Origin of the sequence: Microbacterium sp. NPDC058062, assembly GCF_042885375.1 — a bacterium.
Lineage (GTDB): Bacteria > Actinomycetota > Actinomycetes > Actinomycetales > Microbacteriaceae > Microbacterium > Microbacterium trichothecenolyticum_C.
This window is the reverse complement of the sequence record NZ_JBHVSC010000004.1, coordinates 518,928-545,893: the sequence shown is the minus strand read 5'-3', so window position 1 is coordinate 545,893 and position 26,966 is coordinate 518,928. Positions and strand designations below refer to the sequence as shown.

The 26,966-nt window shown below is 72.2% G+C and carries 19 protein-coding genes; 9 read left to right on the top strand and 10 right to left on the bottom strand.

All coding sequences use genetic code 11. The features are described 5' to 3' along the window. Both ACFVSU_RS15745 and ACFVSU_RS15740 read left to right on the top strand, forming a co-directional pair. Complete coding sequence (locus ACFVSU_RS15745) at nucleotides 1–783, top strand: ABC transporter ATP-binding protein (protein WP_387144794.1); 783 nt, start codon at nucleotides 1–3, stop codon at nucleotides 781–783. After that, entirely contained in the window at nucleotides 780–2,258 is a 1,479-nt protein-coding gene (locus ACFVSU_RS15740; protein WP_387144791.1) for an FtsX-like permease family protein, read from the top strand. Before ACFVSU_RS15745 ends, ACFVSU_RS15740 begins: the two co-directional genes overlap by 4 nt. A gap of 112 nt (nucleotides 2,259–2,370) precedes the next feature. On the opposite strand, the gene ACFVSU_RS15735 is transcribed toward ACFVSU_RS15740, so the two are convergent. Continuing rightward, nucleotides 2,371–3,696 (bottom strand): hypothetical protein, encoded by a 1,326-nt coding sequence (locus tag ACFVSU_RS15735; RefSeq protein ID WP_387144788.1) that lies wholly within the window; start codon nucleotides 3,694–3,696, stop codon nucleotides 2,371–2,373. Beyond that, nucleotides 3,693–5,435 (bottom strand): hypothetical protein, encoded by a 1,743-nt coding sequence (locus ACFVSU_RS15730; RefSeq protein WP_387144785.1) that lies wholly within the window; start codon nucleotides 5,433–5,435, stop codon nucleotides 3,693–3,695. Before ACFVSU_RS15730 ends, ACFVSU_RS15735 begins: the two co-directional genes overlap by 4 nt. A gap of 139 nt (nucleotides 5,436–5,574) precedes the next feature. On the opposite strand from ACFVSU_RS15730, the gene ACFVSU_RS15725 reads away from it, so the two are divergent. Continuing rightward, nucleotides 5,575–6,168, top strand: a complete 594-nt coding sequence (locus ACFVSU_RS15725) for an NADPH-dependent FMN reductase (protein WP_387144782.1) — start codon at nucleotides 5,575–5,577, stop codon at nucleotides 6,166–6,168. 33 nt (nucleotides 6,169–6,201) lie between these two features. Here ACFVSU_RS15725 and ACFVSU_RS15720 read toward each other — a convergent pair whose 3' ends face one another. Then, complete coding sequence (locus ACFVSU_RS15720) at nucleotides 6,202–6,711, bottom strand: hypothetical protein (RefSeq protein WP_387144779.1); 510 nt, start codon at nucleotides 6,709–6,711, stop codon at nucleotides 6,202–6,204. A 300-nt stretch (nucleotides 6,712–7,011) separates the two neighbouring features. Here ACFVSU_RS15720 and ACFVSU_RS15715 point away from each other — a divergent pair, with 300 nt between their 5' ends. The 4 genes from ACFVSU_RS15715 to ACFVSU_RS15700 all read left to right on the top strand — a co-directional run bounded on the left by ACFVSU_RS15715 (nucleotide 7,012) and on the right by ACFVSU_RS15700 (nucleotide 12,275). Next, the gene (locus ACFVSU_RS15715; RefSeq protein ID WP_387144776.1) at nucleotides 7,012–8,571 is read left to right on the top strand and encodes an Ig-like domain-containing protein; all 1,560 of its coding nucleotides are present in this window, start codon (nucleotides 7,012–7,014) and stop codon (nucleotides 8,569–8,571) included. Between the two features lie 50 nt (nucleotides 8,572–8,621). After that, nucleotides 8,622–11,420, top strand: a complete 2,799-nt coding sequence (locus tag ACFVSU_RS15710; protein ID WP_387144773.1) for a LamG-like jellyroll fold domain-containing protein — start codon at nucleotides 8,622–8,624, stop codon at nucleotides 11,418–11,420. Nucleotides 11,421–11,617: 197 nt separating this feature from the next. After that, complete coding sequence (locus ACFVSU_RS15705; RefSeq protein ID WP_387144770.1) at nucleotides 11,618–11,974, top strand: hypothetical protein; 357 nt, start codon at nucleotides 11,618–11,620, stop codon at nucleotides 11,972–11,974. Further along, entirely contained in the window at nucleotides 11,898–12,275 is a 378-nt protein-coding gene (locus ACFVSU_RS15700) for a hypothetical protein (RefSeq protein ID WP_387144766.1), read from the top strand. The genes ACFVSU_RS15705 and ACFVSU_RS15700 overlap by 77 nt, the downstream gene beginning before the upstream one ends. Nucleotides 12,276–12,281: 6 nt before the next feature. Here the strand turns inward: ACFVSU_RS15700 and ACFVSU_RS15695 are convergent, their stop codons facing one another. The 3 genes from ACFVSU_RS15695 to ACFVSU_RS15685 form a co-directional block, all read right to left on the bottom strand. Further along, a complete protein-coding gene (locus ACFVSU_RS15695; protein WP_056372354.1) occupies nucleotides 12,282–12,773 on the bottom strand; it encodes a SprT-like domain-containing protein in 492 nt (163 codons plus the stop codon). A 50-nt stretch (nucleotides 12,774–12,823) separates the two neighbouring features. Continuing rightward, nucleotides 12,824–13,351: a hypothetical protein gene (locus ACFVSU_RS15690; RefSeq protein WP_387144763.1), complete on the bottom strand. Its 528-nt coding sequence runs from the start codon at nucleotides 13,349–13,351 to the stop codon at nucleotides 12,824–12,826. Nucleotides 13,352–13,448: 97 nt separating this feature from the next. Further along, nucleotides 13,449–14,312 carry a spermidine synthase gene (locus tag ACFVSU_RS15685; RefSeq protein WP_387144760.1) on the bottom strand — a complete coding sequence of 288 codons (864 nt, stop codon included), beginning with the start codon at nucleotides 14,310–14,312 and terminating at the stop codon, nucleotides 13,449–13,451. A 91-nt stretch (nucleotides 14,313–14,403) separates the two neighbouring features. Between ACFVSU_RS15685 and ACFVSU_RS15680 the strand changes: the two genes are divergently transcribed. Further along, entirely contained in the window at nucleotides 14,404–15,159 is a 756-nt protein-coding gene (locus ACFVSU_RS15680) for a LamB/YcsF family protein (RefSeq protein ID WP_387144758.1), read from the top strand. Then, nucleotides 15,153–16,787: a 5-oxoprolinase/urea amidolyase family protein gene (locus ACFVSU_RS15675; RefSeq protein ID WP_387144755.1), complete on the top strand. Its 1,635-nt coding sequence runs from the start codon at nucleotides 15,153–15,155 to the stop codon at nucleotides 16,785–16,787. The genes ACFVSU_RS15680 and ACFVSU_RS15675 overlap by 7 nt, the downstream gene beginning before the upstream one ends. Nucleotides 16,788–16,901: 114 nt before the next feature. Here the strand turns inward: ACFVSU_RS15675 and ACFVSU_RS15670 are convergent, their stop codons facing one another. The 4 genes from ACFVSU_RS15670 to ACFVSU_RS15655 all read right to left on the bottom strand — a co-directional run bounded on the left by ACFVSU_RS15670 (nucleotide 16,902) and on the right by ACFVSU_RS15655 (nucleotide 26,757). Beyond that, complete coding sequence (locus tag ACFVSU_RS15670; protein WP_387144752.1) at nucleotides 16,902–19,106, bottom strand: caspase family protein; 2,205 nt, start codon at nucleotides 19,104–19,106, stop codon at nucleotides 16,902–16,904. A 39-nt stretch (nucleotides 19,107–19,145) separates the two neighbouring features. Next, nucleotides 19,146–21,347, bottom strand: coding sequence for a CHAT domain-containing protein (locus ACFVSU_RS15665; protein ID WP_387144749.1), 2,202 nt, complete (start codon nucleotides 21,345–21,347; stop codon nucleotides 19,146–19,148). Nucleotides 21,348–21,505: 158 nt separating this feature from the next. Next, complete coding sequence (locus ACFVSU_RS15660) at nucleotides 21,506–24,145, bottom strand: ATP-binding protein (protein WP_387144746.1); 2,640 nt, start codon at nucleotides 24,143–24,145, stop codon at nucleotides 21,506–21,508. Continuing rightward, nucleotides 24,139–26,757, bottom strand: a complete 2,619-nt coding sequence (locus ACFVSU_RS15655) for a DUF4062 domain-containing protein (protein ID WP_387144743.1) — start codon at nucleotides 26,755–26,757, stop codon at nucleotides 24,139–24,141. The genes ACFVSU_RS15660 and ACFVSU_RS15655 overlap by 7 nt, the downstream gene beginning before the upstream one ends. Nucleotides 26,758–26,966: the final 209 nt, after the last annotated feature.

Sequence of the window (26,966 nt, the reverse complement as noted above, 5' to 3'; positions counted from 1 at the left end):
ATGGAACTCTCATCGACCGACCTGGGCCTGGCCGCCCGGGTGCAGCAGCTCACCAAGACCTACGGAACCGGCGAGAGCACGGTGCACGCGCTCGACGGCGTGAGCGTCGGCATCCGCCGCGGCGAGTTCACCGCGATCATGGGCCCGTCGGGCTCGGGCAAGTCGACGCTCATGCACATCATGGCGGGACTCGACGCCCCCTCGTCGGGGCGCGCGTGGATCGGCGACACCGACATCACCGGCCTCTCGGACCTCGAGCTCACGATCCTGCGGCGCCGCCGCGTCGGGTTCGTGTTCCAGGCGTTCAACCTCGTACCCACGCTCGACGCGCTGGGCAACATCCTGCTGCCGTTCGACCTCGACGGCCGCCGGCCGACGACGCTCGAGCGGGCGCGGATCGACGGCCTCGTCGAGCGCCTGGGGCTCGCGTCGCGCCTGAACCACCGCCCCCACCAGCTGTCGGGCGGCCAGCAGCAGCGCGTCGCGATCGCCCGCGCGCTCGCCACCGCACCCGACCTGGTCTTCGCCGACGAGCCCACGGGCAACCTCGACTCGCGCTCGGGCCGCGAGGTGCTCATGCTCCTCTCCGCCGCCACGCGCGAGCACGGCCAGTCCATCGCCATGGTCACGCACGACCCGGTCGCGGCCTCCCACGCGGGCCGCGTGCTGTTCCTCGGCGACGGACGCATCGTCGCCGACAAGCCGCGCCAGAGCGCCGAGGAGATCTCGGCCTACATGCTCGCGTCCGAGCTCGGCGCGGGCGCCGCGGCGGTGGCATCGTGACCGCGATCGCCGAGACCGCGCGGGTCCCGCGGTCCGCGGCATCCGTCCCCCGAGGCGCCGCCGCCCCGCTCGGGTGGCTGCGGGAGCGCGGGATGGGCGCGAGCATCCTGGTCGCCGCGATCTCGAGCGCGTTCGGTGCGATCCTGCTGAGCGCGACCGGATTCATCGCCGCCGTGCTGAAGGCCGATCCGTTCATCGGCGAGAGCGGCACATTGGCCGTGGTGCTCGCGATCATGAGCTTCCTGCTGATCGGCGTCGCGGTGTACGTCGCGGCCATCGTCACCGCGAACACCTTCGCCACGGTCATCGCGGGGCGTACGCGGCGCATCGCGCTGCTGCGGCTGATCGGCGCCTCGGCGCGCTCGCAGCGTTCCGAGGTCGCGCGCCAGGGGCTCGTCGTCGGCGTCATCGGCGCCGTGCTCGGGCTCGTCGGCGGGACGCTCGCGTCGTGGGCGGGCGTCGTGCTCGCGGGTGTCGCGTTCGGCATCGCGGACGTGGAGTACGCCGTCGTCCAGCCGGTGCTCGTGGTCCCGGCGGTGGTGGTCGCGCTCACGACGTGGGCAGCCGCGTGGGCGGGGTCCCGGCGCGTGCTGACCGTCACGCCGCTGCAGGCGCTCGGCGGCTCGGTCGAGGCATCCCACGACGCGTTCACCCGCAGGGGAGCACGCAACGGCGCGGCGATCACGCTGTTCGCGATCGGCGGGGCGCTGCTCGCGGGAGGCATCGCCCTCGGACTGGTGTCGCCGCTCGGGGTGATCGTCGCGTTCTTCGGCGGGATCTTCTCGTTCACCGGGCTCGCGCTCGGCGCCACGCTCGTGATGCCTCCGGTCCTGCGGCTCGTGGGCAAGCTGTTCGGTGCGTCGGCGACGGCGCGGCTGGCGTCGGAGAACGCGCTGCGCTACCCGGAGCGCTCCAGCCGCATGGCGATCGGCGTCGTGATGGGCGTGACGCTCGTGACGATGTTCGCGGTCGCGCTCGAGACCGTGAAGGCCGTGTTGACGACGTCGGCCGGCGGCGAGGCCCCGCAGGAGATGACCACGCTGCTCGACACGTTCGCCGGGACCATGATGGGTCTCGTCGCGGTCTCGGCGGTCATCGCCGCGGTGGGGCTCGTGAACCTCCTCACGATCGGCGTGGTGCAGCGCCGCCGCGAGCTGGGGCTCCTGCGCGCGCTCGGCGTCTCGACCGGGCAGGTGCGCCGCATGGTGCTGCTCGAGGCCGCGCACATCACGATCACCGCGACCATCACGGGCCTCGTGCTCGGCATCGCCTACGGCTGGGCCGGGGCGCAGTCGCTGCTCGGCGCCGTGCCGATGCCGCCGTCGTTCTCGTCGCCGACGCTCGTCGCGCCCGCCGTGCCGTGGCTCCCCGTGGCGATCATCGTGGTCGCGACGGCGGTGCTCACCCTCGTCGCGGCGGTCGTCCCGACGCGGCTCGCGACGCGGGTCGTCCCGGTCGAGGCGCTCGCGGACTGAGGCCGGCGTTCTCCCCGGTCGTTGAGCGGAGGGCGCTCCAGCGCCCGAAGTCGAAACGTCCTGGGTTTCCTCGGAAGCCCGGGGCGTTTCGACTCGCTCGTTCCTCGCTCGCTCAACGACCGGGGCGAACGAACGGGACCTGACGGAAGGGGCCGTGCGCGGCGTCGGCCTCGAGCTCGATCCACTCCTCACCGCTGGTGAGGTCGTCGGTCGAGTAGAGGTCGGCGACCTCGCGGAGGGCGGTGACGAGCTGCGGCTGCGGCACGGCGCCGTCGCCCTCGCCGTGGACGTCCTGGCGGGTCGACATGACGGCGGCGAGCCGGGGACGGTCGGGCTTGCGGTCCTTCCACAGCGCGTGCAGCGAACGGGGCGTGGCGTTGCGGCTGCCGTGGTGACCGACCTTGTACAGGTCGATGCCGGCGAGCCGCTCGCGAAGCTGCGGCTCGTCCGTGAGGCGCTCGAGCGTGAGCCGCCAGTTCTCGATCTGCGCATCGCCCGGGAACAGCATCGACAGTCCCTCGATCTCCAGCAGCAGGATGATGCTCGTGTTGTTGAGGGCGTCGTCGAGGTCGCGCACCAGACGCGCCGCCGAGTGCGACCGCTGGTTCGCGAGGCGGTCGATGAGCCAGCGCACCGGACCGGGACCGTGCGCGATCGGGGCGGGGGCGCCGACGTCGGCGGCCGAGCCGACGACGCGCAGGGAGGCGCCGAGCGCGCGGAGCCAGTACTCCGGGTCGTCCTCGCGCTGCTTCGCGACGCGCGGGTCCTGGTCCACGGTGGGAGGGCCGAGCACGGTCGTGCGCATCCCCGGCACCAGGTCGTCGATGCCCGAGTCCATCCCGGCGTGCAGGTAGCGGCCCCGGTCGTCGAGCGACAGTTCGTCCAGCAGGGCCACCGCTTCGGCGTTCTTGAGCTGGTCCTCGGCGGCGGCCCTGACATCGTCGTCGAGCCCCACGAGCTGGGTCAGTTTGGCGACGTGCTCCTGGGCCTGTGCGAGCAGCGCGGCGTACCGCACGGACGCGCTGGTGAGGCCGTTCGGCGGCTCGGCCGCAGCGAGGCCCGGGTCGCCGGGGCCGTTCGCCGTCGCCGACAGCTTCGGATCCTCGGTCCACGACCGCAGCACGAGCGTGGGCGCGAGCTTCTTCATGATCGCCGCGCCCGCGTCGACCTCGAACCCGCGCAGGTGGTCCCGGTGGCGGTGGGTGACCACGAGCACGTCGAGCCGGCCGCCCGTGTGCTTCTCGATCAACGCGGCGACGTCGCCCATACGGCCCCGGGCCATGCCTTCGCGGGGGGAGTGGCTCGTGCCGTAGTCGATGAGGATGTGCCGCTCGGCGCGGCCGTCGGGGAGGGGCTCGTCGTACTCGACGGACACCAGGAAGCAATCGCCGAAGCCGACCTGGTACATGCGGACGCGAACGCGGATCGGAGTGCTCACCATGTCTCCCCGGAGCTCTGCTCGGTGCGGTGCAGCTCGGCGAACGTCTGCCCGCGGGCCGCCCCGTCCGAGAAACCGAGGCGGCGCTTCGAGTCCATGCGGCCCGTGCGGGCGAGGTGGTCGAGCCGCAGCTGCTGGCGACGCCAGTCGTCGAGCCGCTTGTGGATGTGCAGCTTGAGCCGGCCGAACTGGTCGAAGATCAGCGTCCCGCCGCCGAACAGCTGCACGGGCGTGCTCGGATCGATCAGCGGGGAGAGCTGGAGCCCCGACTCGTCGGTGAACTCCCGCGCGGTCATGTCGGCCATCTGGACGTACGTGGCGACCGACTCCGGCACGATCAGTCCGTCGGGACCGATCCGCTGCGTCGGGAGCACCGACTCGATCACGGTGTAGTAGTCGGTCGACACGTCGAGGCGGCGGGCGTTCTGCCAGAGGAATCGCGACACCTCGTCACGGTCGCTGCGGAGACCCGCGAAGTTGATCCCGAGGTAGCGCGGCGGCAGCTCCGACTCGAGCACGTCGGTCACCCGACCGGACGGGAGCTTGATGCCGGCCTTGGCGAACCCGTCGACGAGGAGCTTGCGATAGCCGAGGTCGTCGTCGGGCACGACCTCGTTGTCTGCCAGCAGCACCGCGTTGAGGAGGTCGCCGAAGTCGAACTCGACGGGCGGCAAGTAGTCGAGGCCGCGGATCAGCATCGTGAGCAGCTGGGACGCCGCCTTCGCACCCTCCTCGGCGGCCCGGGCCCGGTCGACGGTGATCCCCTTGCCGGTCGCCGCCTCGCCGTTCGGCCGCGAGAACAGCGCCTGCAGCCGCATGTACCAGATGTCGATGAGCAGATCGAAGGCGATCGCCACCAGCACCTCGCCGCGCCGGTGCGGCTCGAGGAAGTCGGCCTGCTTCGCCCAGTCCGCGGGCGGCGGAGTCAGCGCCGACTCCCGCAGCGCGCCGCGGCCCTGCGTCAGCACGCTGCCGATCTGCTCGGCGACGCGGGCGAGCATGTTCCTGCGCAGCGCCTCGGGCTCCACGTGGCTTCTCGGGATGCGCCCGCTCTTGTCGGGCTTGCCGAGCGCCTGCTCGATGACGGGGCGCATCGAGAACACCGAGAGCAGCGCCACGATGTCGGCGAAGCCCTCGTGGAACGCGGCCTGGTCGGGGAGGCTCGGCTCGAGGAACCGGCCCCGCAGTCCGTCGAGCACGGCGTGCGTCGTCTCGTGCACCACCACGTCGTGGCTCAGGCACGTGTAGATCGTGTCTCCGGTCGGGTCCGCAGGCGGCACGTAGCCGAACAGCAGCGCGCGGTCCTCGAACGAGTAGTAGGCGTTCGCCTCGGCGAACGCGTGCGGCACGAGGAACAGCTGGTGGCTGCGGAACCCCCACGGAAGCCGCCGGCCCAATGCCGTCTCGAACGTCGCGAGCGTGCGCGCGGCGGTCGCGTACACATGCTGCGCATGGAAGGCCCAGTCGGTGCGCAGCACGTCGTCGGTCGCCTCCGCGAAGAGGTCGTCCTTGCCCAGCGGCTCATGCTTGACGTAGCGGCCGGTGGCGGTGTCGTAATCGACCACGTGCAGGCGGGCTCCGCGGGGTCCGTCCTCCATGCGCGACCACGGCACCTTCACGTTGGCGGTGAGGATGCTCGCGTCGTCCCCGCTCACCGACGGATCCTGCGCGATGAGCCGCAGCGTCACGTGCGTGCGCGGTTCGTCGGCCGGTTCCGCGTATTCGACACCGTCCGCCATGTCACACCCCCAGGGTCTACGGCTCCACAATGCAGCGACTTGCCCCGCTCTGGAAGAGGGTCGCCGCGCAGGCCTGATACCCGCGGGGTCCCGAGCGCAAGGGGGTGCGTGAGCGGTTGCACGGGTGCAGGCTGGCCGCATGCAGATCGAGATCGTCGAGCACGAACCGCCCTATCGCGTCGGCGTCATCGTCGGCAGCCTCTCTCGCGAATCCGTCAACCGGCGTCTGGCACTCGCCTTGCAGCGCCTCGCGCCGCCCGAACTCGAGTTCTTCGAGATCTCGTACGCCGATCTCCCGCTGTACAACCGCGACCTCGACGCCGACTACCCGCAGCCGGCGCTCGACTTCAAGGAGGCGGTGCGCTCCTCCGACGCGCTGCTCTTCGTGACGCCCGAGTACAACCGCTCGATCCCCGGCGCGCTCAAGAACGCGATCGACTGGGGCAGCCGGCCGTGGGGTCAGAACGCGTGGAGCGACAAGCCGGTCGCCGTCATCGGCGCCTCGCCCGGGCAGATCGGCACCGCCGTCGGCCAGCAGTCGCTGCGGAGCACCCTGAGCTTCCTCAACGCACGCCAGATGACCACCCCCGAGGCGTACATCCACTTCACGCCTGGGCTCATCGAGGCCGACGGCGAGGTGACCGTCGCCTCGACGGAGGAGTTCCTCCGCACCTTCATGGTGAAGTTCCTGGAGTACACCGCGCGCGTGCTGACGGTGATCCCGCAGGCGTGATGGGAACGGATGCTGCGGCCCGCAGCATCCTGTTCACTCCTCGTCGACGAGTTCGGGGTCGTGGGCCCACGAGGGCGCGAGGGCGCGCACGCGTGCGGCGCGCCATTGCCACATGCCCCACAGCACCGGCCACAGGAGGGGTGCCGTCGGGCCGCCGATGACGAGCCGGTCGCGCCACAGCGTCTTGCCGGGCTGACCGGGCGCCGGCGAGACCGCCATCTGGTGGTCCCACACGTCGAGGCTGGCGAGCGGGCCCGTGAGCGGGATGCCGCTGTCGCGGAAGATCCGGACGCGGCCGCCGGACTCGTCCACCGAACGCTCGCTGACGTGGATGAGCTGGCGCCCCATCGGCACCGCGCCGAACGCCGACAGCTGCACCGGCACGTCGTCGCCGGGGGTCCACGTCGTCGGCAGCCCGCTCGGCACGAGCGGAGCGAGGTCCATCAGCGGGCCGTAGAGCTCGGCGACGGCTCGGGGCGAATGCACCGCCCGCCACGCGGCATCGGCGTCGCAGTCGATCACGAACTTCAGCAGAATCCGCATGCGCTCCAGTGTCGCACCCGCCTCGCGGCGGGGCTCGGGCTTGCGCGCGCGTCGACATCGTGCGATCTCGCCGAGATCACACGATGCGCGTGCACGACGCGTCGCCTCGGTGAGAGCACACGATCCGTGCGCGGCCGGGCGGACGCTCCCGCCCGGGGATACCACAAAACCGAGCAGCGCTCGACATTCACCTCGGCGTCGGTGAACGTTTACCCGATGCTCTCCGGTACCGGACAACCGCTCGATAGCTTCGCCCTGGCCTGCGCCAGCCCCGAGCGCGGCCGTGAAAGGACCCCGGGAATGAGGCCCCACCCCAGCCGGACACTCCGGCACATCATCGCGATCGGCGGAGCCGTCGCACTCACCTTGGCGATCGCCGCGCCCTCCGTCGCATCGGCCCCCGCCGAGGCGACGGCCACGCTCGGCGAGCCGGTGCCGTATCTCATCGAGAACGTGCACGCCGCCGGCAAGGTGCTCGAGATCGGCGCCGACGACGCCCAGTCGACCGGCCCATCGGACGCGCCTCGGCTCGCCGCTGCCGCGATCTTCTCGAAGGAGACGGATGCCGCCTCCCTGCGCGCGCAAGCCGTGCTGGCGTACCCCGTGACCGGTGCCGCCGACACCTACGTGTTCGCGAACGCCGACGGCGACGTGCTCGCGCGCAAGGCGAACGACGACCCGTGGGCGCGCTACGTGGAGATCTCGGATCTGACGGTCGCCGAGGCTGCGACCGACCCGGGCGCCCAGTGGCGCGCCGTCGATGCGGGCGGAGGCGCGGTGTACCTGCACAACGTGCGTCCATACACGAACGGCGCCACCGCCGCGCTCGACATGTACAACTGGGCCACCGCCGACGGCGCCGAGATCCAGACCTACGACGCCGGCAGCGCCGCGGTGCAGAAGTGGTACCTGCGCTCGCTCGACGCGACCGTCGCGCCGCAGACCGGCCGCACCGACCTGGGCGTCGCCCCGACGCTGCCCTCTTCGCTCGTCGCCTCGTACAGCTGGGGGCTGAGCCACACGCTCACCCCGATCGCGTGGACCGACCCCGGAGCCGGCGCGTGGCAGACCGAAGGCACCGTCCGTGTCACCGGCACTGCGACCGGATACTTCGGCGAGGCAGTGCCCGTCGCCGCGGAATACCTCGTCGGGTCGCTCGGCGCCGCCCGCGATGTGCCCGTGTCGGCGCACGTGGGCATGACGGTGGCGCAGCTGCGGATGCTCGCCCCGAGCAAGGTCGAGCGCACCGTCTCGGGCTCCGACGTCACCGTCACGGCCCCGGTCGCGTGGGACTGGTCCGCGGTGACCGACGCGTCGATGGCCGAGGAAGGCACCTTCACCGTGCCCGCGACCGCCGCGACCGGCTTCGCCGCGCAGCTCGTCGTCACGGTCGTCGCCGTCGAGGAGGTCAACATCCTCCGCGAGGCAGGCGTGCACTACACCTTCACGCACAAGGACGACACCCGCTTCGCCCTGACCGACGGGGTGCGAACGGTCCCCGGCTTCGCCGACTGGCGCAGCGGCGGCGCGGCCAACCGGGTCAACCCGAACACCGTGTCGTTCTACTTCGACGCGCCGCGTCAGATCACCGGTGCCGCGGTGTACGACATCGGCGGCACGAAGAACATCGGCTCGGTGACGGTGCAGTACCGCACGCTCACCGGCGGCTGGCGCGACCTTCCGGCCGAGAGCACGACGTGGCCCGCCACCAACCCGACGGCGGACCTCAGCCTCGTCGTCGACAGCGAGACCGTGCTCGCCACCGGCGTGCGCGTCGCGATCGGCAACAAGTCGACCGCCACCTGGATGTCGCTGTCCGAGGTCGAGGTCTACGGACCCGGCACCGTGCCGGCGAGCTGATGATGCGCACCGCCACAACCCCTCCCGAACCCCACTCGCAAGGAACCCCGATGCCTTCCCCCGCAACGCGCCGCGCCCGCGGCGTGCTCGCCACCGCGTCGCTCGCCGTCGCGGCAGGCCTCATCGTCACGACGGGCGGCGCTGCAGCGGCCGCACCGCAGGCGCCGCCCCGCAGCATCCCATCGTCCGCCACGAGCGTGGCCGCCGCGGCCGAGGCGCCCGCCGGCGACCGGTCGAGCTTCGTGCTGCCGGTGCTGCCCGACACCCAGTTCTACTCCCGCTACAGCGCCTCGCAGTTCGTGCCGAGCTACGGCACCAACCCGTTCCAGGTGCAGGCGAAGTGGATCGTCGATCACCAGGACGAGCTCGACATGCCCTTCACGGTGCACGTCGGCGACGTCGTCGATCAGGAGTGGGTCGCCACCGAATGGGATGCCGCCGAGAAGGCGATGCGCATCCTCACGGACGGCGGCATGCCGTACTCGGTCGTCCCCGGCAACCACGATGTGAAGAACTCCGGCGCCCGCTCGTCGGTGGCGAGCTCGGGCAACTACCTCGCCCGCTTCGGCGCGGCCGACCTCGCCGCACAGGCCGGTCCGGCGCTGATCGGCACGTTCCAGGACGGGCTGTCGAGCGCGTACCTGTTCGAAGCCGAGGGGCACACGTGGATGTCGCTCGCACTGGCGTGGAACGCGTCGGACGACACGTTCGCGTGGGCGCAGGGCATCCTCGACGCGCACCCGGGCGTGCCGGTCATCCTGTCGTCGCACGCGATCATCAACATCGCCGAGGACCAGGTGTCGCCCGCCAGCTGGGGGTGGGGTGAGGAGCTCTGGGAGAAGCTGATCCGCCACAACGACCAGATCATCCTGACGCTCAACGGCCACTTCCACGGCGCGACCTCGCAGACGCGCCTCAACGACGCCGGCAACCCCGTGCACCAGGTGCTCACCGACTACCAGATGGCCGCCGACGGCGGCAACGGCATCATGTCGCTGTTCGAATTCGACCTGTCGAACAACGCCATCGACGTCGAGACGGTCTCGCCGTGGGTCACCGTCAAGCACGAGGCGTCGCTGACCTCGTCGGACGCCCCCGTGCTCGACGGCCCCTGGCAGTCGTTCAGCCTGCCCCTGGACTTCGGCGCGCGCTTCGGCTGGACCGTGGACCCCGCCGACGAGACCGGCGCCGACCTGTCCGAGCTCGCCAAGGCCATCGCGTCCGAAGGCTGGGACAGTGACGGCGCGGGCGCCGCGCTGCATCCCGCCGGCAGCCCGGCCGACTACATCGAGGCCGACGGGACCGTCGCGCACTGGCGCTTCGGCGACGTCGCGGAGGGCGTGGTCGACGAGAACACCGTCGTGCCCGACATCGCCGGCGAGAGCCCGATGCACCGCAACCCGATCGACGAGACCGACGCGCCCGAAGAGCTCGAGGACCTCACCGTCACCCACGAGAACACGGCGTTCTACTCGGCCGACGCGGGCGCCTCGTGCTTCACGAACGTCTCCCGCGACGCGGCCGGCGGGCCCGACCGCCTCTCGTTCCTGACGACCGAGTACGGCGCGCCGGCGACCTTCGCCGACCTGGACTCGGACGCGGGCTACACGATCGAGACGTTCCTGCAGCTCGACGCCGACTGGACCGAGACCGACAACCGCTGGAGCGCCGCGCTCACCCGCGGCGGCGCGCGCGAGTGGGCCGGGATCAAAGACGGCTCCGACCCGGGCGCCGGCGTCTCGTGGCTCGGCATCTCGAACCTGCGGGAGTACCAGTTCTCCGCGGCCGACGCCGCGAGCTCGAACTCGTACACGCTGTGGTCGGGTGAGATCATGCCCGGCGCCTGGCACCACGTCGCCATCGTCAACGACCCCGCCAAGAACACCGTCATCATGTACGTCGACGGCGTCCCGGTGCTGCGCAACGCGTCGGGCGTGGCCGGCATGGTCGCCGAGGACTACATGCCCTGGCTGATCGGCACGTCGACCTGGTACACGGAGCCCGACCACGGCTGGCACGGATGCGTGGGCGAGACCCGCATCGTCGAGCAGGCGCTCGACACCGGCGAGTTCCTCTACAACCGCGTCGACATCGACGGTGACGGCGGCTCGTTCACGCTCGCGACGGACCTGAGCCAGGTGCAGCCGGCCGATGCCGAGATCGCCGCGTTCGAGGGCACCGGCCACGCCGGCGCCGCCGTCCGCGTCGAGGTCGCGGGCGAGGTCCGCGGCTCGGCCGAGGTCGCCTCCGACGGGCGCTGGTCGATCGCGCTCGACGAGGCCGTCGCCGGATCGGGCACGCACGAGCTGTCGTTCGTGCAGTCGATCGGCACCCGCGACGGCGAGCCGTACGAGGCGGTCGTCGTGATCGCCGAGGACGCGGGCTGGACGCCGGCCGACCCCGAGTCGATGCCCGACCTCGAGGGCCGCATCACCATCACGCCCGAGACGTTCGCTCCCGGCGACACGATCACGATCGCGCTGCCCGAAGGGTACGAAGGCGCCGCGATCAACGCCTTCGCCTTCTCGGCCCCGACGGCGCTCGGCTCGGGAACCGTGGCCGACGGCGCGATCACCGTCACGACGCCCGTGACGCTCGCGGCCGGTGTGCACCGCGTCGCGGCGTACACCGCCGAGGGTGAGATGGTCGGCTGGAACACCGTGTTCGTCGACCCGGCAGCCGGCTCGGCGGGGTCGGGCGATCCGGCGGGGGAGGCCGCGGGCAGCCCGTCGGCCGATGAGCTCGCCGTGACCGGCATCACCACGACCATGCTCGTGGTGCTCGCGCTGGCCGCGGCCGCGGCGGTCGTGCTCGGTGTGTTCGCGGTGCGCCGCCGCCGCGTCGGCTGACCGACGCGGGTTCAGGGGCCGGGCGGAACGAGGTTCCGCCCGGCCCCCTCGCATGCCCGCCGGCGCGACCACATCGCGTGCTCTCGCCGAGGGCACACGATATGCGCGGGCAGGACGTGTCGTCTCGGTGAGAGCACACGATCCGAACGCGGGCAACCGAGGACGGGAAGCGCGATGCTGCCGCCTACGCTGGACGGATGCCCGAGAGCCCGTTCGACCAGCACCGCTACCAGGTCCGCCACGACTGGGGGATCGAAGGGCTCCGTCGCCTCGCCCCCGCGGACGTCGTGGTGGTCGTGGACGTGCTCCGGTTCTCCACGACGGTGACGGATGCCGTCGCCCGGGGCGAAGCCGTGGCCCTCGACGCTTCGGCGCACGCGGTGTCGATCAACGGCGCGGCGGTGGCCGACGCGGCGGCGGAGTCCGGCGCCGTCGTGCTGCGGCTGCCTCCGCAACGCCGCCGCGGTCGCCCGGGCCGTGCTCGACCTCCAGCACGAGCGCGGTGCGCGCACGAGCATCGCCGTGATCGCGGCGGGCGAGCTCGCCGGCCGTGACCCCGGCGCTCCACTCCGGTTCGCGGTCGAGGACCAGCTCGGTGCAGGGGCGATCGTCGACGCGCTCGGCGGCCTCGGCGTGGACCACACCTCGCCCGAGGCGGCGGCGGCGTGCGAGGCGTTTCGCGGGCTGCGCGGCGCCGTCCGGCACCTGCTCACTGCGAGTGGCTCGGGGCAGGAACTTCTGCTTCGACCGGCTCAGCAACCGGGGAACGCCCGCGACGAGGTGCTGAACGCGGCCGCGGTGGATGCGGCATCCGTCGTCCCGGTCCTGCGCGACGGGGCGTTCGTCGCGTACTGACGCGGCTCAGTCGCGCGGGGTCATCGCTGCCAGGCGCGTCGCTCGCGTGATCTCGCGGCGTGTCCAGGTGAAGGCGTGGCGTTCGTCGAAGTGCGGGGCGCACTTCGCGCACGACGTCGGCCGGGTCGCCTTGCGGTGCCGGTACGCGACGTGCCCCGCGGGGCAGACGCCGATCCACGGCGCGAGCTCGGTAGCCGTCTCGCCGTTGTGCGTGGTGCCGCCGACGTAGCCGAGGTCGCGCGCGACGGCCTTCCACCGCGCGCCGTGGCCGGCACGCGGCCCGGCGAGGGCGTGGGCCACCTCGTGCAGCAGCGTCTGGTGGTTGGTGTCGTCGTCGTACCGCGCCGCGAGGTAGCGCGAGACGCTGATGCGCTTGTGCGTGTAGTCGCACAGTCCTGCTCGGCGCTTCGCGTTGTCGAACGCGAAGCTCCACGAGTCGTCGAGGTGGAGGGCGATGAGGGCCTCGGCCCAGTGCCGCACGCGATGCAGATCCGACATGTGCGCGAGACTAGAACGTATCTCCGACACTCCGGCTCAGGGTGCCCACCTCAGCTGGCGACGGATGCCGCGGCCCGGCGCCGGTCGGCGGCGTCGATCGCGAGGAGGGTCGACTCGAGCTGGTCCTCGGTGGCGCCGGACTCCTGGCGCAGGAACAGTGCGCGCTTGAAGTCCTTGCGGGCGGCCTCGAAGTCGCCGGCGTCGTAGTTGACCTTGCCGCGGTGCTGGTAGGCGAAGGCGCCGATGCCGGCCCAGCCCTGCCCGTCCGCCTCTTCGGCGCACGTGGTGAGCTCCTGATCGGCGGCGGCGTACGCGCCGCGGGCCTGCAGCACCGTGGCGTGCAGGATGCGGGCGCGCAGCAGGTCCTTGCGGGTGCCGGCCATGCGCGCGACGCGCACCGACTGCTCCGAGATCACGAGGGCCTCGTCAGGGCGATCCAGGACCTTGAGCAGCCACACGCGCTCGAGCAGCGCCGGAAGACTGCGCTGACCGCCGATCTCTTCGAGCCGCTCCTTGCACTGGCTCGCGTTCACCTTCTCGCGGAGAGTGTCGGGGTCGTACCCGCTGATGTAGCTCACGTCTGACTCCCTTCGCCGCGCCGGTGGCCTCTCCAGTGTGCCTTGCCGCTTCCCGGGACGCGGTCGTGCCACGCCGGGTCGCGGCATCCGTGAACCGTCAGCGGGTGAAGACGGATGCCGAGGGCTTGGGTGACGGCGTCGCGTCGGCGTCGGTGGCCACCCGCGCGCCGCGCGCGAACTCGTCGAGCTCGCGTCCTTCGGCGACCTTGGCGGGGTGCGGACCCGCGGCCATGAGGCGCGGGAGCCACTCGGTCGGAAGGGGCGCGCGCGATGCGGCGATCACGAGGTTGCCGAAGCGGCGGCCCTTGAGCGTCTGCACCTCGGCGAGCACGATGACGTGCTCGAGCACGGCCTGCACGGTCGCGACCTCGCGGCGGGCGAAGGCGAGGCCCGCGCCGTCGGCGACGTTCACGAGGAGCACTCCGTCGGGGGCGAGGAACCGTGCGGCCTCGGTGAAGAACTCCACGGTCGTGAGGTGCGCGGGTGTCTGCGCGCCCGAGTACACGTCCGAGACGACGAGGTCGGCAGCACCCACGAGACCCGCGGGCAGGCGCCCGAGCGTCTCGCGCGCGTCGCCGATGCGCACCCGGATCGAGGCACCGCGGGGGAGCGGCAGGTTCTCGCGCACCAGGTCCCACAGCGCCGGCTCGAGCTCGACCACCTGTTGCCGCGAGCCCGGACGCGTCTGCTCGATGTACCGCGGGATCGTCAGCGCTCCGGCGCCCAGATGGATCGCGGTGAGCGGCTGCCCGGGCATCCGCAGCCGGTCGATCACGGCGCCCATGCGCGCGACGTACTCGAAGTGCAGGTGCGTCGGATCGTCGAGGTCCACGTGCGACTGCGGCGTCCCGTCGACGTCGAGCTCCCACCCGCCGCCGAACGGCGAGCGCACCACGCGGGCGAGCGTTCCGTCCGAGAGCCGGACGGAGGGGACGGATCCTTCCTCCCGCGCGCGTGCCATGGCCTCCACGTTAGCCGCACGGGCCGAGCGCCACCCGGCCGCCCCTCGCCGGCCGCCCGAACAGGGGGTGGGGCGGGGATACCGTGGAAGCATGGCGGCGATCGACCTCAACGCGGACCTCGGCGAGACCGTCGAGGGAGTGCCCACGGCCGACGACGAGGCGATGTTCGCGGTCATCTCGAGCGCCAACGTGGCCTGCGGCGGGCACGCAGGCGATGCGGCGTCGATGCGCGAGGCCGTGGTCCGCGCGCAGCGCTTCGGGGTCGCCGTCGGGGCCCACCCGTCGTACCCGGATCGCGCGAACTTCGGCCGCGTCGCCGTCGTGATCGACCCCGCCGAGCTCGCCGCCACGGTCGCGGAGCAGCTCGCCGCGCTCGCCGACGCCGGCGCCGACCTCCGCTACGTCAAGCCCCACGGCGCCCTGTATCACGCGGTCACCGTCGACCGGGAGCAGGCAGGCGCCGTCGCCCGGGCGATCGCGGATCGCTCCGCGCTGCTCGGCCGGCCCTTGCCCGTGCTGGGCCTGGGCGGCGAGATCGTGCGGGCCGCGGCATCCGTCGGTCTGCCGTTCGTCCGCGAGGCGTTCCTCGATCGCGGCTACCTCCCGGACGGCGCACTCGTGCCGCGCACGCAGCCGGGCGCGCTGCTCGACGACCCCGCACTGGTGGCGGCGAGAGCCGTCCTCCTCGCAGACGAGGGCGTGGTCGTGGCGATCGACGGCTCCCTCGTACGCGCGGATGCCGCGTCGCTGTGCGTGCACGGCGACTCGCCGTCGGCGGTCGACATGGCCCGCGCCGTGCGCGCGGCGCTCGACGCCGCCGGCGTGGAGGTGCGGGCGCCATGGTGACCCCGCGCGTGCGGGCGATGGGGGAGCGCGCGTTCCTCCTGGAGGTCAGCGCGCTCGATGAGGTGCTCCCGCTGCACGCCGCGCTCGCCGCCTCGCGTCCGGATGGCGTCATCGACCTCGTTCCTGCCGCGCGCACAGTGCTCGTCCGGGTCGACCCGCGGGTGCTTCCGCCGGCGGCTGCGCGCTCGTGGGCGCTCGGCGCGGCGACCGAGACCCGGGAGGCGACGGATGCTGCGGCCCCGCCCGTCGAGCTCGACATCGCGTACGACGGGGCCGATCTGGCCGACACCGCGCGCCTGCTGGGTGTCGACGCCCACGAACTCGCGCGGCGCCACGCCGAGGCGGACTGGCGGGTCGCGTTCACGGGCTTCGCGCCCGGCTTCGGGTACCTCGTGAGCGACGACTGGACGTTCGACGTGCCCCGGCTCGAGTCGCCCCGCACCCGCGTGCCGGCCGGATCCGTCGGACTCGCCGGCGTCTTCAGCGGCGCCTACCCCCGCGACACCCCCGGCGGCTGGCGGCTCATCGGCACGACCACGGCGCCCCTCTTCGACCCGGATGCCGCGTCCCCCGCGCTCCTCGAACCCGGAGCGCGCGTGCGGTTCCGCCCCGTGTCCGCCGCAGTCACCGCAGCCCCCTCGACCCCGATCGAGAGCCGCTCGCCCGTCACGAACGGCCGGCCGGAGCGGCAGGTCGCGACAGGGGAGGGGTCACCTGCCGGGGATGCCGGAGCGCCTGCCGGACCGGTGGCGACGGGCCGCAGCATCCGCGTCGTCGAATCGGGCCTTCTGACGACGCTGCAGGATCTGGGGCGCGAAGGCTCGGCGTCGGTCGGCGTCGCTGTCTCGGGGGCCCTCGACCGCGGGGCGCTGCGCACCGCGAACCGCCTGGTGGGCAACCCTGAGGGGGCCGCCGGGCTCGAGGTCACGATGGGCGGGCTGCGCGCCGTGGCCGAGGCCGACCTGTGGGTCGCGGTGACCGGCGCGTGGGGCACGGTGCGACTCGACGAGCGCGAGGTGGATCCGTACGAGGCTCACGAGTGGCGGGCGGGCTCCGAGCTGTACCTCGACTGGTTCGCGCACGGTGCGCGCGGTTACGTCGCCGTCCGTGGCGGGCTCCACGCCCGTGCCGCGCTCGGCTCGCGGGCGACGGATCTGCTCGCGGGGCTCGGACCCGCGGCGCTGCGCACCGGTGAGGTCGTGGGCGTGCGCGACGACGTGGCCGGGCCGATCCCGTTGGCGCCGCCCGCCGGGTGGGGTCCGCCGCACGACGAGGAGCTCGAGCTGGAGCTCGCGCCGGGTCCGCGGGCCGACTGGTTCGCCCCGGCGGCGCTCGCCGCCCTCTACGACACGGTCTGGACCGTCTCGAACCACGCCGACCGTGTCGGCGCACGCCTCGACGGACCCGAGCTGGCGCGCGTGCGAACCGGCGAGCTCGCGAGTGAGGGGATGGTGCCCGGCGCGCTGCAGGTGCCGCCGAGCGGCCGTCCCACGATCCTGCTCGCGGACGGCCCCGTCACCGGCGGCTACCCCGTGATCGCGGTGGTGACGGACGCGAGCCTCGACCTCGTCGCGCAGGCCCGGCCGGGCACGCGCATCCGCTTCCGCCACGCCCGCCCGGGCGCCTGAGCAGCGCCGGGCCGAGGCATCCGTCCCACTCTCGTGTGCTCGACACCCGCTTCCGGGGGCGCGACACGCGGGCTCGCCGAGGCCATCCCGCGTGTCGTGACACCCCCGACGGCGTCAGTCGTCGCCGCCCGCCTCCAGCAGGTCGGCGGTCGCCCGCAGGATCGCGACGATCGCGGCCGTGCGCACGTCGCCCGCCGCGCGGTGGCCGTCCGTCTCGGCGGCCGCCGGGGCCGCCGCCGCGAGGGCGTCGTGCACCGAGGTCAGCAGCCCGCGGGCGCCGAGGTCGCCGGCGGCGGACAGCATCGGACGCTGCTCGTAGGTGTCGTCGAGGACGTCGAAGACGGCCGCCACGAAGGCGGTGTTGCTCAGCTTCGGTGTCTTCGCCAGCACGCCGAGGGCGGCCGTGGTGAACACGCCGTGGCCGTTGGTCTCGAGCGCGACCTGGTCGGGCTGGCAGGCGCTGATGAGCACCTCCTTGCCGTCGGCGCGGGGCTTCGTCGGCACCGCCGCGCGGTCGGTCTCGACCTCGACCACCCGCTTCCACGCGGCCGTGCGTAAGGGATCGTCCGGCGACGCCGCCCGCTCCTCGCGGAACGCCGCCTCTTCGGCGGCGTTCAGCACCGTCATGCGCGGCGTCGCACCTGCCGGGATCTTGCGCGACTCGAACTCGGTCGGCGTGATCTCGCGGTTCACCGAGCCGGAGTGGCACGAGTCGAAGAACAGCGTCACCGCGACGCCCTCGGGGATCGCGTCCCAGATGACGCCGAGATCGTCGTCGACGATCAGCTGTCCGTCGCGGAAGTCGACCGGGCAGAGGGCCTCGTCCTTCGGGCCGAACTCGTCGGTCTCGTCGCCGTCGAGATCGGGCACGAACGTGCCGTGGCCGGCGAACTGGATCGCGACGATGTCGCCGTCGCGGGCCGACGAGACCTTGTCGAGCATCGCGCGCAGGATCGCGTCGCGGGTCGCGTCGCCGTTGTGGATCGACTCCACCTGGAAGCCCGCGTCGCCGAGCGCCTTGGCCCAGGACTCCGCATCGGCGACGCAGCCGCTGAGCGGGTCCCTCGGGTACGCGTCGATGCCGATGCACAGGGCGAGCTTGCGCGATGCCGCGCCTCGCGCGCCGGTCGGCTCGGGGCGGGGCGCCGGGACGAACTCTCCGACTTCGCGCGCCCGCGCCGGGAACACGGCGACGTGGTCCGCCTCGTTGCTGTCGGGCACGCCGACCACGCGCCGGGCGAGACTCATCATGGTCTGCTCGTCGTTGTCGAAGTCGCCGTGCGACGTCGCCTGCGTGCTGCTGCGGGGCCCGCGGGTGACGGGGCCGAGAACCAGGCGCTCGCTCCGGTCGCCCAGGTACGCCATCGTGCGGCCGGAGCCGCGCAGGTGCTCCTCGACACCGAGGATCTCGGCATCCTTCTCCGCTTCAAAGGCCCGTGAGACGAGATACAGGAGCGACTTGCGGTACACCCCCGCGGTGTTGTCGCGCTTCTCGTGGTTCTCGTCCATCGTGAAGATCGAGAGGTTCTCGATCTTCCCGGCCTCCGCGAGCGGCAGCAGCGTCGCCTCGAAGGTGTCGATGCGCACCGCCGGGGCGAGCAACGTCACCGTCTTGACGCTGTCCACGCGGTCATCGCCCTCGAACAGCCGCGGGACGAAGTGCGAGTGGTAGATCGAGCCCGCGCTGTGTCCGCCGATGTGCAGTTCGATGGCGCCCGCGTTCGCCGCCATGAACTCGCGCAACGCGCCGGCCAGCACGAAGGCCCCGCCCGGGTCGCCGCCGTCGACACTCGGAAGGCACGCGCCGGCGGAGTCGAGCTTCATGTCGTCCCAGAACTTGCGACCTCCGAGGACGCGCGCCGCCGCCTCGACCGCGAGGTCCGTGAGGTCGGTGAAGCCACGCTTGCCCGCCTTGCCGCGGACGACGTCCTCGAGAGTGGTCTTGAACCCGCTCTCCCACACGAGGTGGATCGGGTACACCCCGTTCTTCTTCCACCAGCCGGTCTGCCGCTGCGCCGTCAGCAGGCCCGCGTCCTTGTCGGTGAGACCGCCGTGCGCCCAGATGAACACCGGGACGGGTGCGGGCGTCTCGCCGGCGGGGGTCTTCTTCGCCTGCTGGTCGACGAACGCGGCGAGATCGACCTCGATCATGCGGCGGACGTCGGAGGCCGTCGTGGCGAAGTCCGCCACGGTGCGGGGCTTCGCGACCGCGGTCTTGGCGAGACGGCCGTCCGCGGTGTGGACGACGTGCTTGCGCAGCGCGGTGAGCTCGGCCGCCGTGAGGCTCGCGCCCCGGGCGGTCGTCGTGGTCTCGGGCATGGTGTCACGTCCTGTCTGCTGGTGATGGGTGGCTGAAGGTCAAGGGGTGTCGCCGGCGTCCCCTGCGCCGTGGGGCACGAGCCTCGCGCGCGGGTCGGCGAACACGGTGAAGGCCAGCGACGTGAGATCGCCCGCCTCGCGCGCCGCCTGCCGCGCCGCGAGGACCGCCTCGCCGACTGTCGCGTTCTGGCCGAGCGTGCGCTGGTAGAAGGTGCGGACGAAGAGCGCCGTGACGTCGTCTCGCACGGCCCACGAGCAGCCGATGAACACACCGACGCCGCCGCGGAGGAAGACCTCCGCGAAGCCGCCGAGGCCGGTGGCGCCCGAGCGCAGCCGGCCGACGTCGCACGCGCTGAGGAAGACGAAGGGGGTGGAGGTCGCGGCAGACGTGTCGAGCTCGGGGAGATCCCGCCGCGCGTCGGAATCGGTGTACGACGCCGACCCGTCGTCGTGGTCCTCGGAGAACGCCGCGAAGGCGATCTCCTGACCGAGCGGCGCGATGTCGCGCCAGCGGCCGTGCCCGGCGAAGTGGAGCAGGTCGAAGCCGTCCTCGATCGCCTGGCGGAACTCGACCGGGTCGGCGGCGGATCGCGGCGGACCCGCGAGCAGGTCGCCGAGTGTCTCGATCTCCTCCCGGGCGCGCGGGAGGTCCAGACTGTGGTCGACGTAGTCGGGTGCGATCGCGACCACGCGCGTGGGGTCGACGGGGATGACCGTGGGTCGCGACGTGCCGTACATCCATCGGGTGAGTCCGAGGTCACCGAGGAAGTAGCGCTCCGGATCGGGCCGTTGCTTGCCGACCGGCACGAGATGCACGATCTCCCAGGGGATGTCGAGTTCGCCGGAGGTCTGCAGCACGAACTGCGAGATCCGGCGGCGTCGGCTCCAGAGCAGTGCGTTGACGTCGTCGCCGAGGAGCTCCTCGGCGACCCGGGCACCGAGGGTGCGCACGTCGCGCCGGGCGGTGTCGGCGGCCTCGTCGGGATCGTCTTCGACGGATTCGAGGAACGTCTTGCGAATCCTGGAGAGCTCCGCGTAGATGCCCTCGACGTACGCGCTCTTGTCGGGCAGCCGCACGGAGTTCTTGGCGACGGTGCGCCCGATCTTCGCCGTGACGAGCAGCTGCGAGGCGCCGCGCGACATGGACTCGTCGATGACGAGCGTCGGAAGGTCGGCGATGCTGCGGGGCGGGGCCGCGACCGAGGCGACCGTGGTGCGCGGGTCCTCGGCCACGATCCCCTCGACCGCGTCGTCGGCCGCGAGGATCGGCGTGCTCAGCGCCAGCACCGCGAGCGGCGTCACGATGGGCGGCTGCGTGAACGTGACGGTGATGTGTCCGCGTCCGGGGCCGTCGGGGACCAGCGCGAAGACGAGTCGACGCGGATCGGTGACCTTCGCGGGGAGCGTGGTGGAGAGGATCGACGGCGTGCCGTCGGCGAAGGCGAGGCCCCGCAGCTGCATGGCCACCTCGATCTCGCGCGCCGGGTCGAACAGCGCCTTGGCCTTCTTGCGTGCCGTCCCGGCCGTCGGAGCGAGGTCCGCGAGCGACAGCCGCACGACCGCGTCGAACGGGACGCCCTCCACGACGCGCGCGGGCACCTCGGCATCGACGAACGCCGGGACGGGAGCCGCACCGTCGAGCCCCCCGGACGGCGTGACAGCCTCGGGGGCCGGCGCCGGCTCGGCTGCCACGGGGGGCGGCGCGGGCGCGGGCATCGGAGCCGGGGCGGGCGATGGTGGGGGGACCACGGGCGCGAGCCCGGGTGAGCGTCCGCCGAATCCACCGCCGCCGAGCACGACATCGGGGACGAGGGGCGGCGGGGGCGGTTCCGCGGCCGCCTCGAGCTCGCCGCCCATCCCCATGCCGCCCTGGGCGACTTGATGCTCGAGCCACGCGATGCCCGTCTCGAAGTCGCTCGCCACGACCGTGAGGTGGAGGGTCTCGTCGCGTGCGACCGCGATCCGCGCGCTGTACCGGCCGGCGCCGAGGTCCTCGAAATGGACGAGTTGGGCAACCCCGCCGCGTACGACGATCGCCGCGTAGTGGACGTCGTCGCTGCCCTTGACGCGCACCCGCACCACGGTGTCGGAGAGGCCGTGCAGCATGATGTCGGCCAGGAGGGTCACGCCGAATTCGTTCGGCTCGACGTGCGGCGGCGCCGCGTCGACGCGCACGTCCACGGCGTCGGCGTCGGAATCGACGTCGACTGCGCCGTGCGGCACGTCTGGAACACGCGCCATGTCGACCCCCTCGCACCGGTGCCCAGTCACCTGACGATCCGAGAGCGCTGCTCGGTGCACAGCATACGAGCGCGCTCCTCACCACACCAGAGCGGCGTCGTGGGCGGCTGATACCTCTGGACCGAGTGGATGCTGCGGCCCGCGGCATCCACTCGGCTCTACCAGGCGCGCAGCGCGTCGACGACCGTCGCGAACTCGTGCTCCGGCAGTGCCAGCTGAACCGATTCGGCGACGGTGAGCTCGGCCCCGGCGATCTCGCCGGCCTCGACGCTCTGCGCATCGCGGCCGCGGAGGATCTCGAGGTACGGCGTGTGCACCGTGAACGACTCCACGTCGAAGATGCCGATGCGCCGGCGTATCTCGCCGGCGGCGACGGCGAGCGCCGCCGCCCGCCACGCTTCGCCGTGGGCCGCCGCGACCGCGCACACGCCCTCGAGGCCGTACGCGACGCCCTCTTCGTAGTGCAGCCCGACCGAGAGCAGCAGGGTGTGCACGAACTCGCGCTCCGCCTCCTCGATGCGGCCGAGCTGGAAGTTCAGGCGGGACCGCAGGTTGCCGGCGACCGAGGTCGTGAACAGGTCGCCCCGCGACTCGGCGACCGAGGTGGCACGGTCGAAGTGCGCGAGGGCGTCGTCGGTGGATCCGCGCACCCAGGCGAGCCGGCCGAGCGAGACCTCGGTGATCGCCTCCGCCCACGTGTTCCCGCGCTCGCGCAGCGTGACCACGGCCTCGCGCAGCTCGGCTTCGGCCTTGTCGGTGTCGAGATGCGAGAACTGCACGCGGGCCGTCGCGCGAGCGGCGAGCGCCATCGCCGCGGCATCCTCGTCGCCGCTCTCACGGAACAGGCGCACGCACTCACCGAGGCCCGCCACCACCTGCTCGCTCGGCCGCTGCCACATCTCGCCCCACAGCGCGAAGAACCACGCGATCGCGCGGGTGTGCGGCGTGATCGGCTGCTCGTGCTGCTTCTCAAGCAGCTCGAGCATCCACACGCGCACCTCCGCGAAGAAGCCGGAGATCCACCAGTAGATGAGCAGGCACCACGCGAAGTCGCCGGCGTCGTCGAGACGGTTCGTGTAGACGAGGTGGCGCACGGCCGCGCGCAGGTTCGGCAGCTCGAGCCCGAGCCGCACCACGGCGTCGGCCTGCCCGCGCCCGCCGAGGTCGGGGGCGATCTGCTGGACGAGCTCCCGGTAGTAGTCGGCGTGGGCACGCCGCACGCGCTGCGCGTCGCCGCGTTCCTTGAGATGGTCCAGCGCGTACTCCCGCACGATCGCGAGCAGCGAGAAGACGCGGCGTCCGCCCAGCTCGCTCTGCTTCACGAGCGAGCCGTCCGCCAGGGCGGCGAGGGCGTCGATCGCGTGACCGCCCCACGGACGGCCCTCGCCGAGGGCCTCGACCGCATCGAGCGTGAACCGCGTCGCGAACACGCCGAGGTCCTCGAGCAGGTCGCGCTGCGCGGGCGGCAGGAGGCTCACGCTCCAGTCGATCGTCGCCCGCATCGTGCGGTGCCGTTCGGGCAGATCGCGCACCGCGGCCGTGAGCAGGGGCAGGCTCTTCTCGAGGCGCCCGGCGATCTGCGCCGGGTTCAGGATGCGCACCTTCGCCGCCGCGAGCTCGATCGCCAGCGGCAGCCCCTCGAGCCTGCGGCAGATGTCGGCGAGATCCCGCGCGTTGTCGGGTGTCACGTCGAACTGCGGATCGATCGCGCGTGCCCGGTCGACGAACAGCGACACCGCCGCCGAGCGTGAGGTGCGGTCCAGGCTCGCGGGGCCCTCGCCGGCGGGCGTCGTGAGCGGCGGCACGTCGTAGACGCGCTCGCCGCGGATCCGCAGGACGATGCGGCTCGTCACCAGGAAGGTCGCCGTCGGAGCGACCGTGTACAGCCGCACGAGCACGGGTGCGGCATCCACGATCTGCTCGAAGTTGTCGAGCACGATCAGCACGCGGCGATCCGCGAGGGCGTGGGCGATGCGCTCCTCGAGCGCGGCCTCGCCGTTGTCGCGGATGCCGAGATAGTAGGCGATCGTCGGCAGCAGCAGGCCCGGCTCGAGCACGCCCTCGAGGAGGACGAAGTAGACCCCGTCCGGGAAGAGGTCGGCGCAGGCCAGGGCCGCCTCGATCGCGAGCCGGCTCTTGCCGATGCCGCCCGGCCCGATGAGGCTCACGACGCGGTCCGTGCCCCTCGCGAGCAGAGTGCGCACCGCATCGATGTCGCCCTCGCGCCCGATGGTGGTCGTGTAGGGCACCGGGACCCGGCCCACCAGGCTGACCGGCGCGGCACCGGTGTCGGGCGCCTGCGGAGTCCGGGATTCGTCGAAGCGTTCGGCGAGGAGCATGGCGAGGTCGCCGGCGACGTGGTCTTCGAGGTCTTGGGTGTTGTGGAAGTGGAGGTAGGCGGCGGTGTCGTCGGCTTGGATGCGGGCGATGAGGTCGGTGAGTCGTTCGTCTCGGGTGTCGGCGTCTTTGACGTAGATGAGTTTGGGCATGCCGGCGGGGGCGAGGTTGTATTCGTCTTCGAGGCCGGAGACGTCTTCGTCGGGGGCGACCCAGCCGTAGCTGGCGCCGTAGATGCCGATGAAGACGTCGGATTGGGCGAGGTAGGAGCGGTAGAGGTCTCGGGGCGGGTGGGGGCGGGCGCCGAGTTCGAACATCACGGGGGCGAGCCGGAGTCGCTCGATGGCCGACCGCACTGCTTCGCGTTCTTCCGCGAGCTCGCGCAGGGTCGAGCTCACGAACACCCGGATTCGCTGGTCGGGCGTGCGGATCACGGGCGCCCGCTCGAGGCCCGTCACCACGAAGGGACCTTCTCGCGGACGTCCGCGTCGGCGTCGGGCAGCGCGATGGCGATGGCCTCCGCGAGGCCCATCTCCCTGCCCGCGCGCTCACCGGCCTCGACGCTGTCGGGGTCGACCGCCCGCAGCGCCTCCAGCGGAGCGAGATGCACGGCGAACCCTTCGATGTCGTAGATGCCCGTCGTCTCGCGGATCGTCGCCGCCACCGCGGCCAGGGCTCCGGCGCGCCACGCGTCGCCGTGCGAGGCGGCGATCGCCGACATTCCCTCCAGCCCGTACGTGGCGCCGTCGACGAAGTGCAGCCGGATCGACAGCATCAGCGTCAACAGGAACTCCGCCTCCGCCTCGTCGCGCTCGCCCAGCACGAAGCGCAGGCGCGCGCGGTTGTTGCCCGCCACGACGCGGGTGAACGCGTCATCGGCGGCATCGGCGATGTCGACCGCCCGGCCGAGGTGCTCGAGAGCCGCCGGGATGTCGCGGCGCAGCATGCCGAACTGGCCGAGCACCACTTCGGCGAGCGACTCGGCCCAGCGGTCGCCGAGCTCGTGGAGCGTCGCGATCGCCTCGCCGATCTCGGCCCGGAACACCTCTTCGTCGAGGTCGGCGAACTGCAGCCGCGTCGACGCCTTCGCAGCGAGCGCCATCGCGGCGGCCTGCTCGTCGCCGCTCTCGGTGAAGAGCCTCACGACCTCGCCGAGGTCCTCCACCACCTGGTCGCTCGGGCGCTGCCACAGCTCTGCCCACAGCGGGAAGAACGTCGCGATCGCGCGTGTGCGCGGTGTCAGCGGCATCCGCTTCTCGAGAAGCTCCAGCATCCACAGCCGCACGTCGGCGAAGTACCCGCAGATCCACCAATAGGCGAGCATCGTCCACGCGAAGTCGCCGGCATCGTCGAGCCGGTCCATCGAGACCAGATGGCGGGCGGCGGCGCGGAGGTTCGGCACCTCGAGCCCCAGTTCGGCGACGGCATCGATCTGCTCGGCTCCGCGCAGCCGCGGCGCGACCCGGCGCACCAGGTCGAGGTAGTAGTCGGCGTGCGCGATCCGCATCGCATCCGCCGCCCGGCGGGACTCGAGCGTCTCGAGGGCGTACTCGCGGACGATCGCGAGGAGCGAGAACACCGAGCGGCCGCCCGAGTCGATGCGCTGCACCAGCGAAGCATCGATCAGCCCGGCCAGCGTCTCGATCGTGTGAGGACCCCACGAGCGGGTCTCGCCCACCGCCTCGACCGACTCGAGGCTGAACCGTGCGGCGAACACGCCGAGGTCCTCGAGCATCGCGCGCTGATCGTCGGACAGCAGGCCCACGCTCCAATCGATCGTCGCCCGCATGGTGCGATGGCGGTCCGGCAGATCACGCACCGAGGTCGACAGCAGCGGGAGGGTGCGCCCGAGACGCTCGGCGACGTCGTGCGGCGAGAGCAGCCGGATCTTCGCCGCGGCCAGTTCGATGGCGAGCGGCAGCCCGTCGAGCCGGCGGCAGATGCCGATGACGTCGGCCGCGTTCTCGGCGGACAGCTCGAAGCCGGGGAGTGCGGACGCGGCACGCTCGGCGAACAGCACGCATGCCGACGATGCCTGCGCCTGCGCGAGCGTGGCAGGGACATCCGGCGGGGGTGTCTCGAGCGTCTCGACCTCGAACACGCGCTCCCCGCGGATGCGCAGCACGATCCGGCTCGTCACCAGGAAGCACGCACGTGGCGCGAGCGAGTACAGGCGCACGAGGACGGGGGCCTCGTCGATGATCTGCTCGAAGTTGTCGAGCACGATGAGGACGTGGCGGTCGCCGATCGCCTGCGCGATGCGCTCCTCGAGCGTGGCCGCCCCGGTGTCGCGCACGCCGAGGATGTAGGCGATCGTCGGCAGCAGGAGCCCTGGTTCGAGCACGCCCTCCAGCGGCACGAAGTACACGCCGTCGGGGAACAGGTCGGTGTTCGCGTGGGCCGCTTCGATCGCGAGCCGGCTCTTGCCGATGCCGCCGGGCCCGATGAGGCTCACCACGCGGTGGAGGCCTCCGGCCAGCAGTGCCCGGATCTCGGCGAGCTCGCCCTCGCGCCCGATCGTCTCGGTGTACGGCTCGGGCACGCGCGCCGCGAGCGAGATCTCGGCCGCCGTGGCCGGCTCGGTCCGCCGCGACTGGTCGAAGCGTTCGGCGAGGAGCATGGCGAGGTCGCCGGCGACGTGGTCTTCGAGGTCTTGGGTGTTGTGGAAGTGGAGGTAGGCGGCGGTGTCGTCGGCTTGGATGCGGGCGATGAGGTCGGTGAGTCGTTCGTCTCGGGTGTCGGCGTCTTTGACGTAGATGAGTTTGGGCATGCCGGCGGGGGCGAGGTTGTATTCGTCTTCGAGGCCGGAGACGTCTTCGTCGGGGGCGACCCAGCCGTAGCTGGCGCCGTAGATGCCGATGAAGACGTCGGATTGGGCGAGGTAGGAGCGGTAGAGGTCTCGGGGCGGGTGGGGGCGGGCGCCGAGTTCGAACATCACGGGGGCGAGCCGGAGTCGCTCGATGGCCGACCGCACTGCTTCGCGTTCTTCCGCGAGCTCGCGCAGGGTCGAGCTCACGAACACCCGGATCCGCTGGTCGGGCGTGCGGATCACGGGGTGTTCCACCCCAGTCATGTGCATATATTGGCGCGATCGGCGGCGTTTCGCCATGGTTTCGGTGCACGGATGTATCGGAATCCTCGCGCCGCTTCGGTTCGAGTGCATCCGTTTCGCATCCGACGCGTCCCTTCCGCGCCGGCACGCCCAGGAGTAAGTTGCGGCGGTGACGGCGTCGGAGTGGACGCCGTTGGTCCGGATCGGGGCTCCGGGCGTCACTCATGGGA

Bases quoted from the DNA above. Each gene is read 5' to 3' on its own strand.
- ACFVSU_RS15710 (WP_387144773.1), top strand. From the start codon at position 8,622: ATGCCTTCCCCCGCAACGCGCCGCGCCCGCGGCGTGCTCGCCACCGCG.
- ACFVSU_RS15685 (WP_387144760.1), bottom strand. From the start codon at position 14,312: ATGGCACGCGCGCGGGAGGAAGGATCCGTCCCCTCCGTCCGGCTCTCG.
- ACFVSU_RS15680 (WP_387144758.1), top strand. From the start codon at position 14,404: ATGGCGGCGATCGACCTCAACGCGGACCTCGGCGAGACCGTCGAGGGA.
- ACFVSU_RS15745 (WP_387144794.1), top strand. From the start codon at position 1: ATGGAACTCTCATCGACCGACCTGGGCCTGGCCGCCCGGGTGCAGCAG.
- ACFVSU_RS15655 (WP_387144743.1), bottom strand. From the start codon at position 26,757: ATGACTGGGGTGGAACACCCCGTGATCCGCACGCCCGACCAGCGGATC.
- ACFVSU_RS15705 (WP_387144770.1), top strand. From the start codon at position 11,618: ATGCCCGAGAGCCCGTTCGACCAGCACCGCTACCAGGTCCGCCACGAC.
- ACFVSU_RS15695 (WP_056372354.1), bottom strand. From the start codon at position 12,773: ATGTCGGATCTGCATCGCGTGCGGCACTGGGCCGAGGCCCTCATCGCC.
- ACFVSU_RS15670 (WP_387144752.1), bottom strand. From the start codon at position 19,106: ATGCCCGAGACCACGACGACCGCCCGGGGCGCGAGCCTCACGGCGGCC.
- ACFVSU_RS15665 (WP_387144749.1), bottom strand. From the start codon at position 21,347: ATGGCGCGTGTTCCAGACGTGCCGCACGGCGCAGTCGACGTCGATTCC.
- ACFVSU_RS15720 (WP_387144779.1), bottom strand. From the start codon at position 6,711: ATGCGGATTCTGCTGAAGTTCGTGATCGACTGCGACGCCGATGCCGCG.
- ACFVSU_RS15715 (WP_387144776.1), top strand. From the start codon at position 7,012: ATGAGGCCCCACCCCAGCCGGACACTCCGGCACATCATCGCGATCGGC.
- ACFVSU_RS15730 (WP_387144785.1), bottom strand. From the start codon at position 5,435: ATGGCGGACGGTGTCGAATACGCGGAACCGGCCGACGAACCGCGCACG.
- ACFVSU_RS15725 (WP_387144782.1), top strand. From the start codon at position 5,575: ATGCAGATCGAGATCGTCGAGCACGAACCGCCCTATCGCGTCGGCGTC.
- ACFVSU_RS15675 (WP_387144755.1), top strand. From the start codon at position 15,153: ATGGTGACCCCGCGCGTGCGGGCGATGGGGGAGCGCGCGTTCCTCCTG.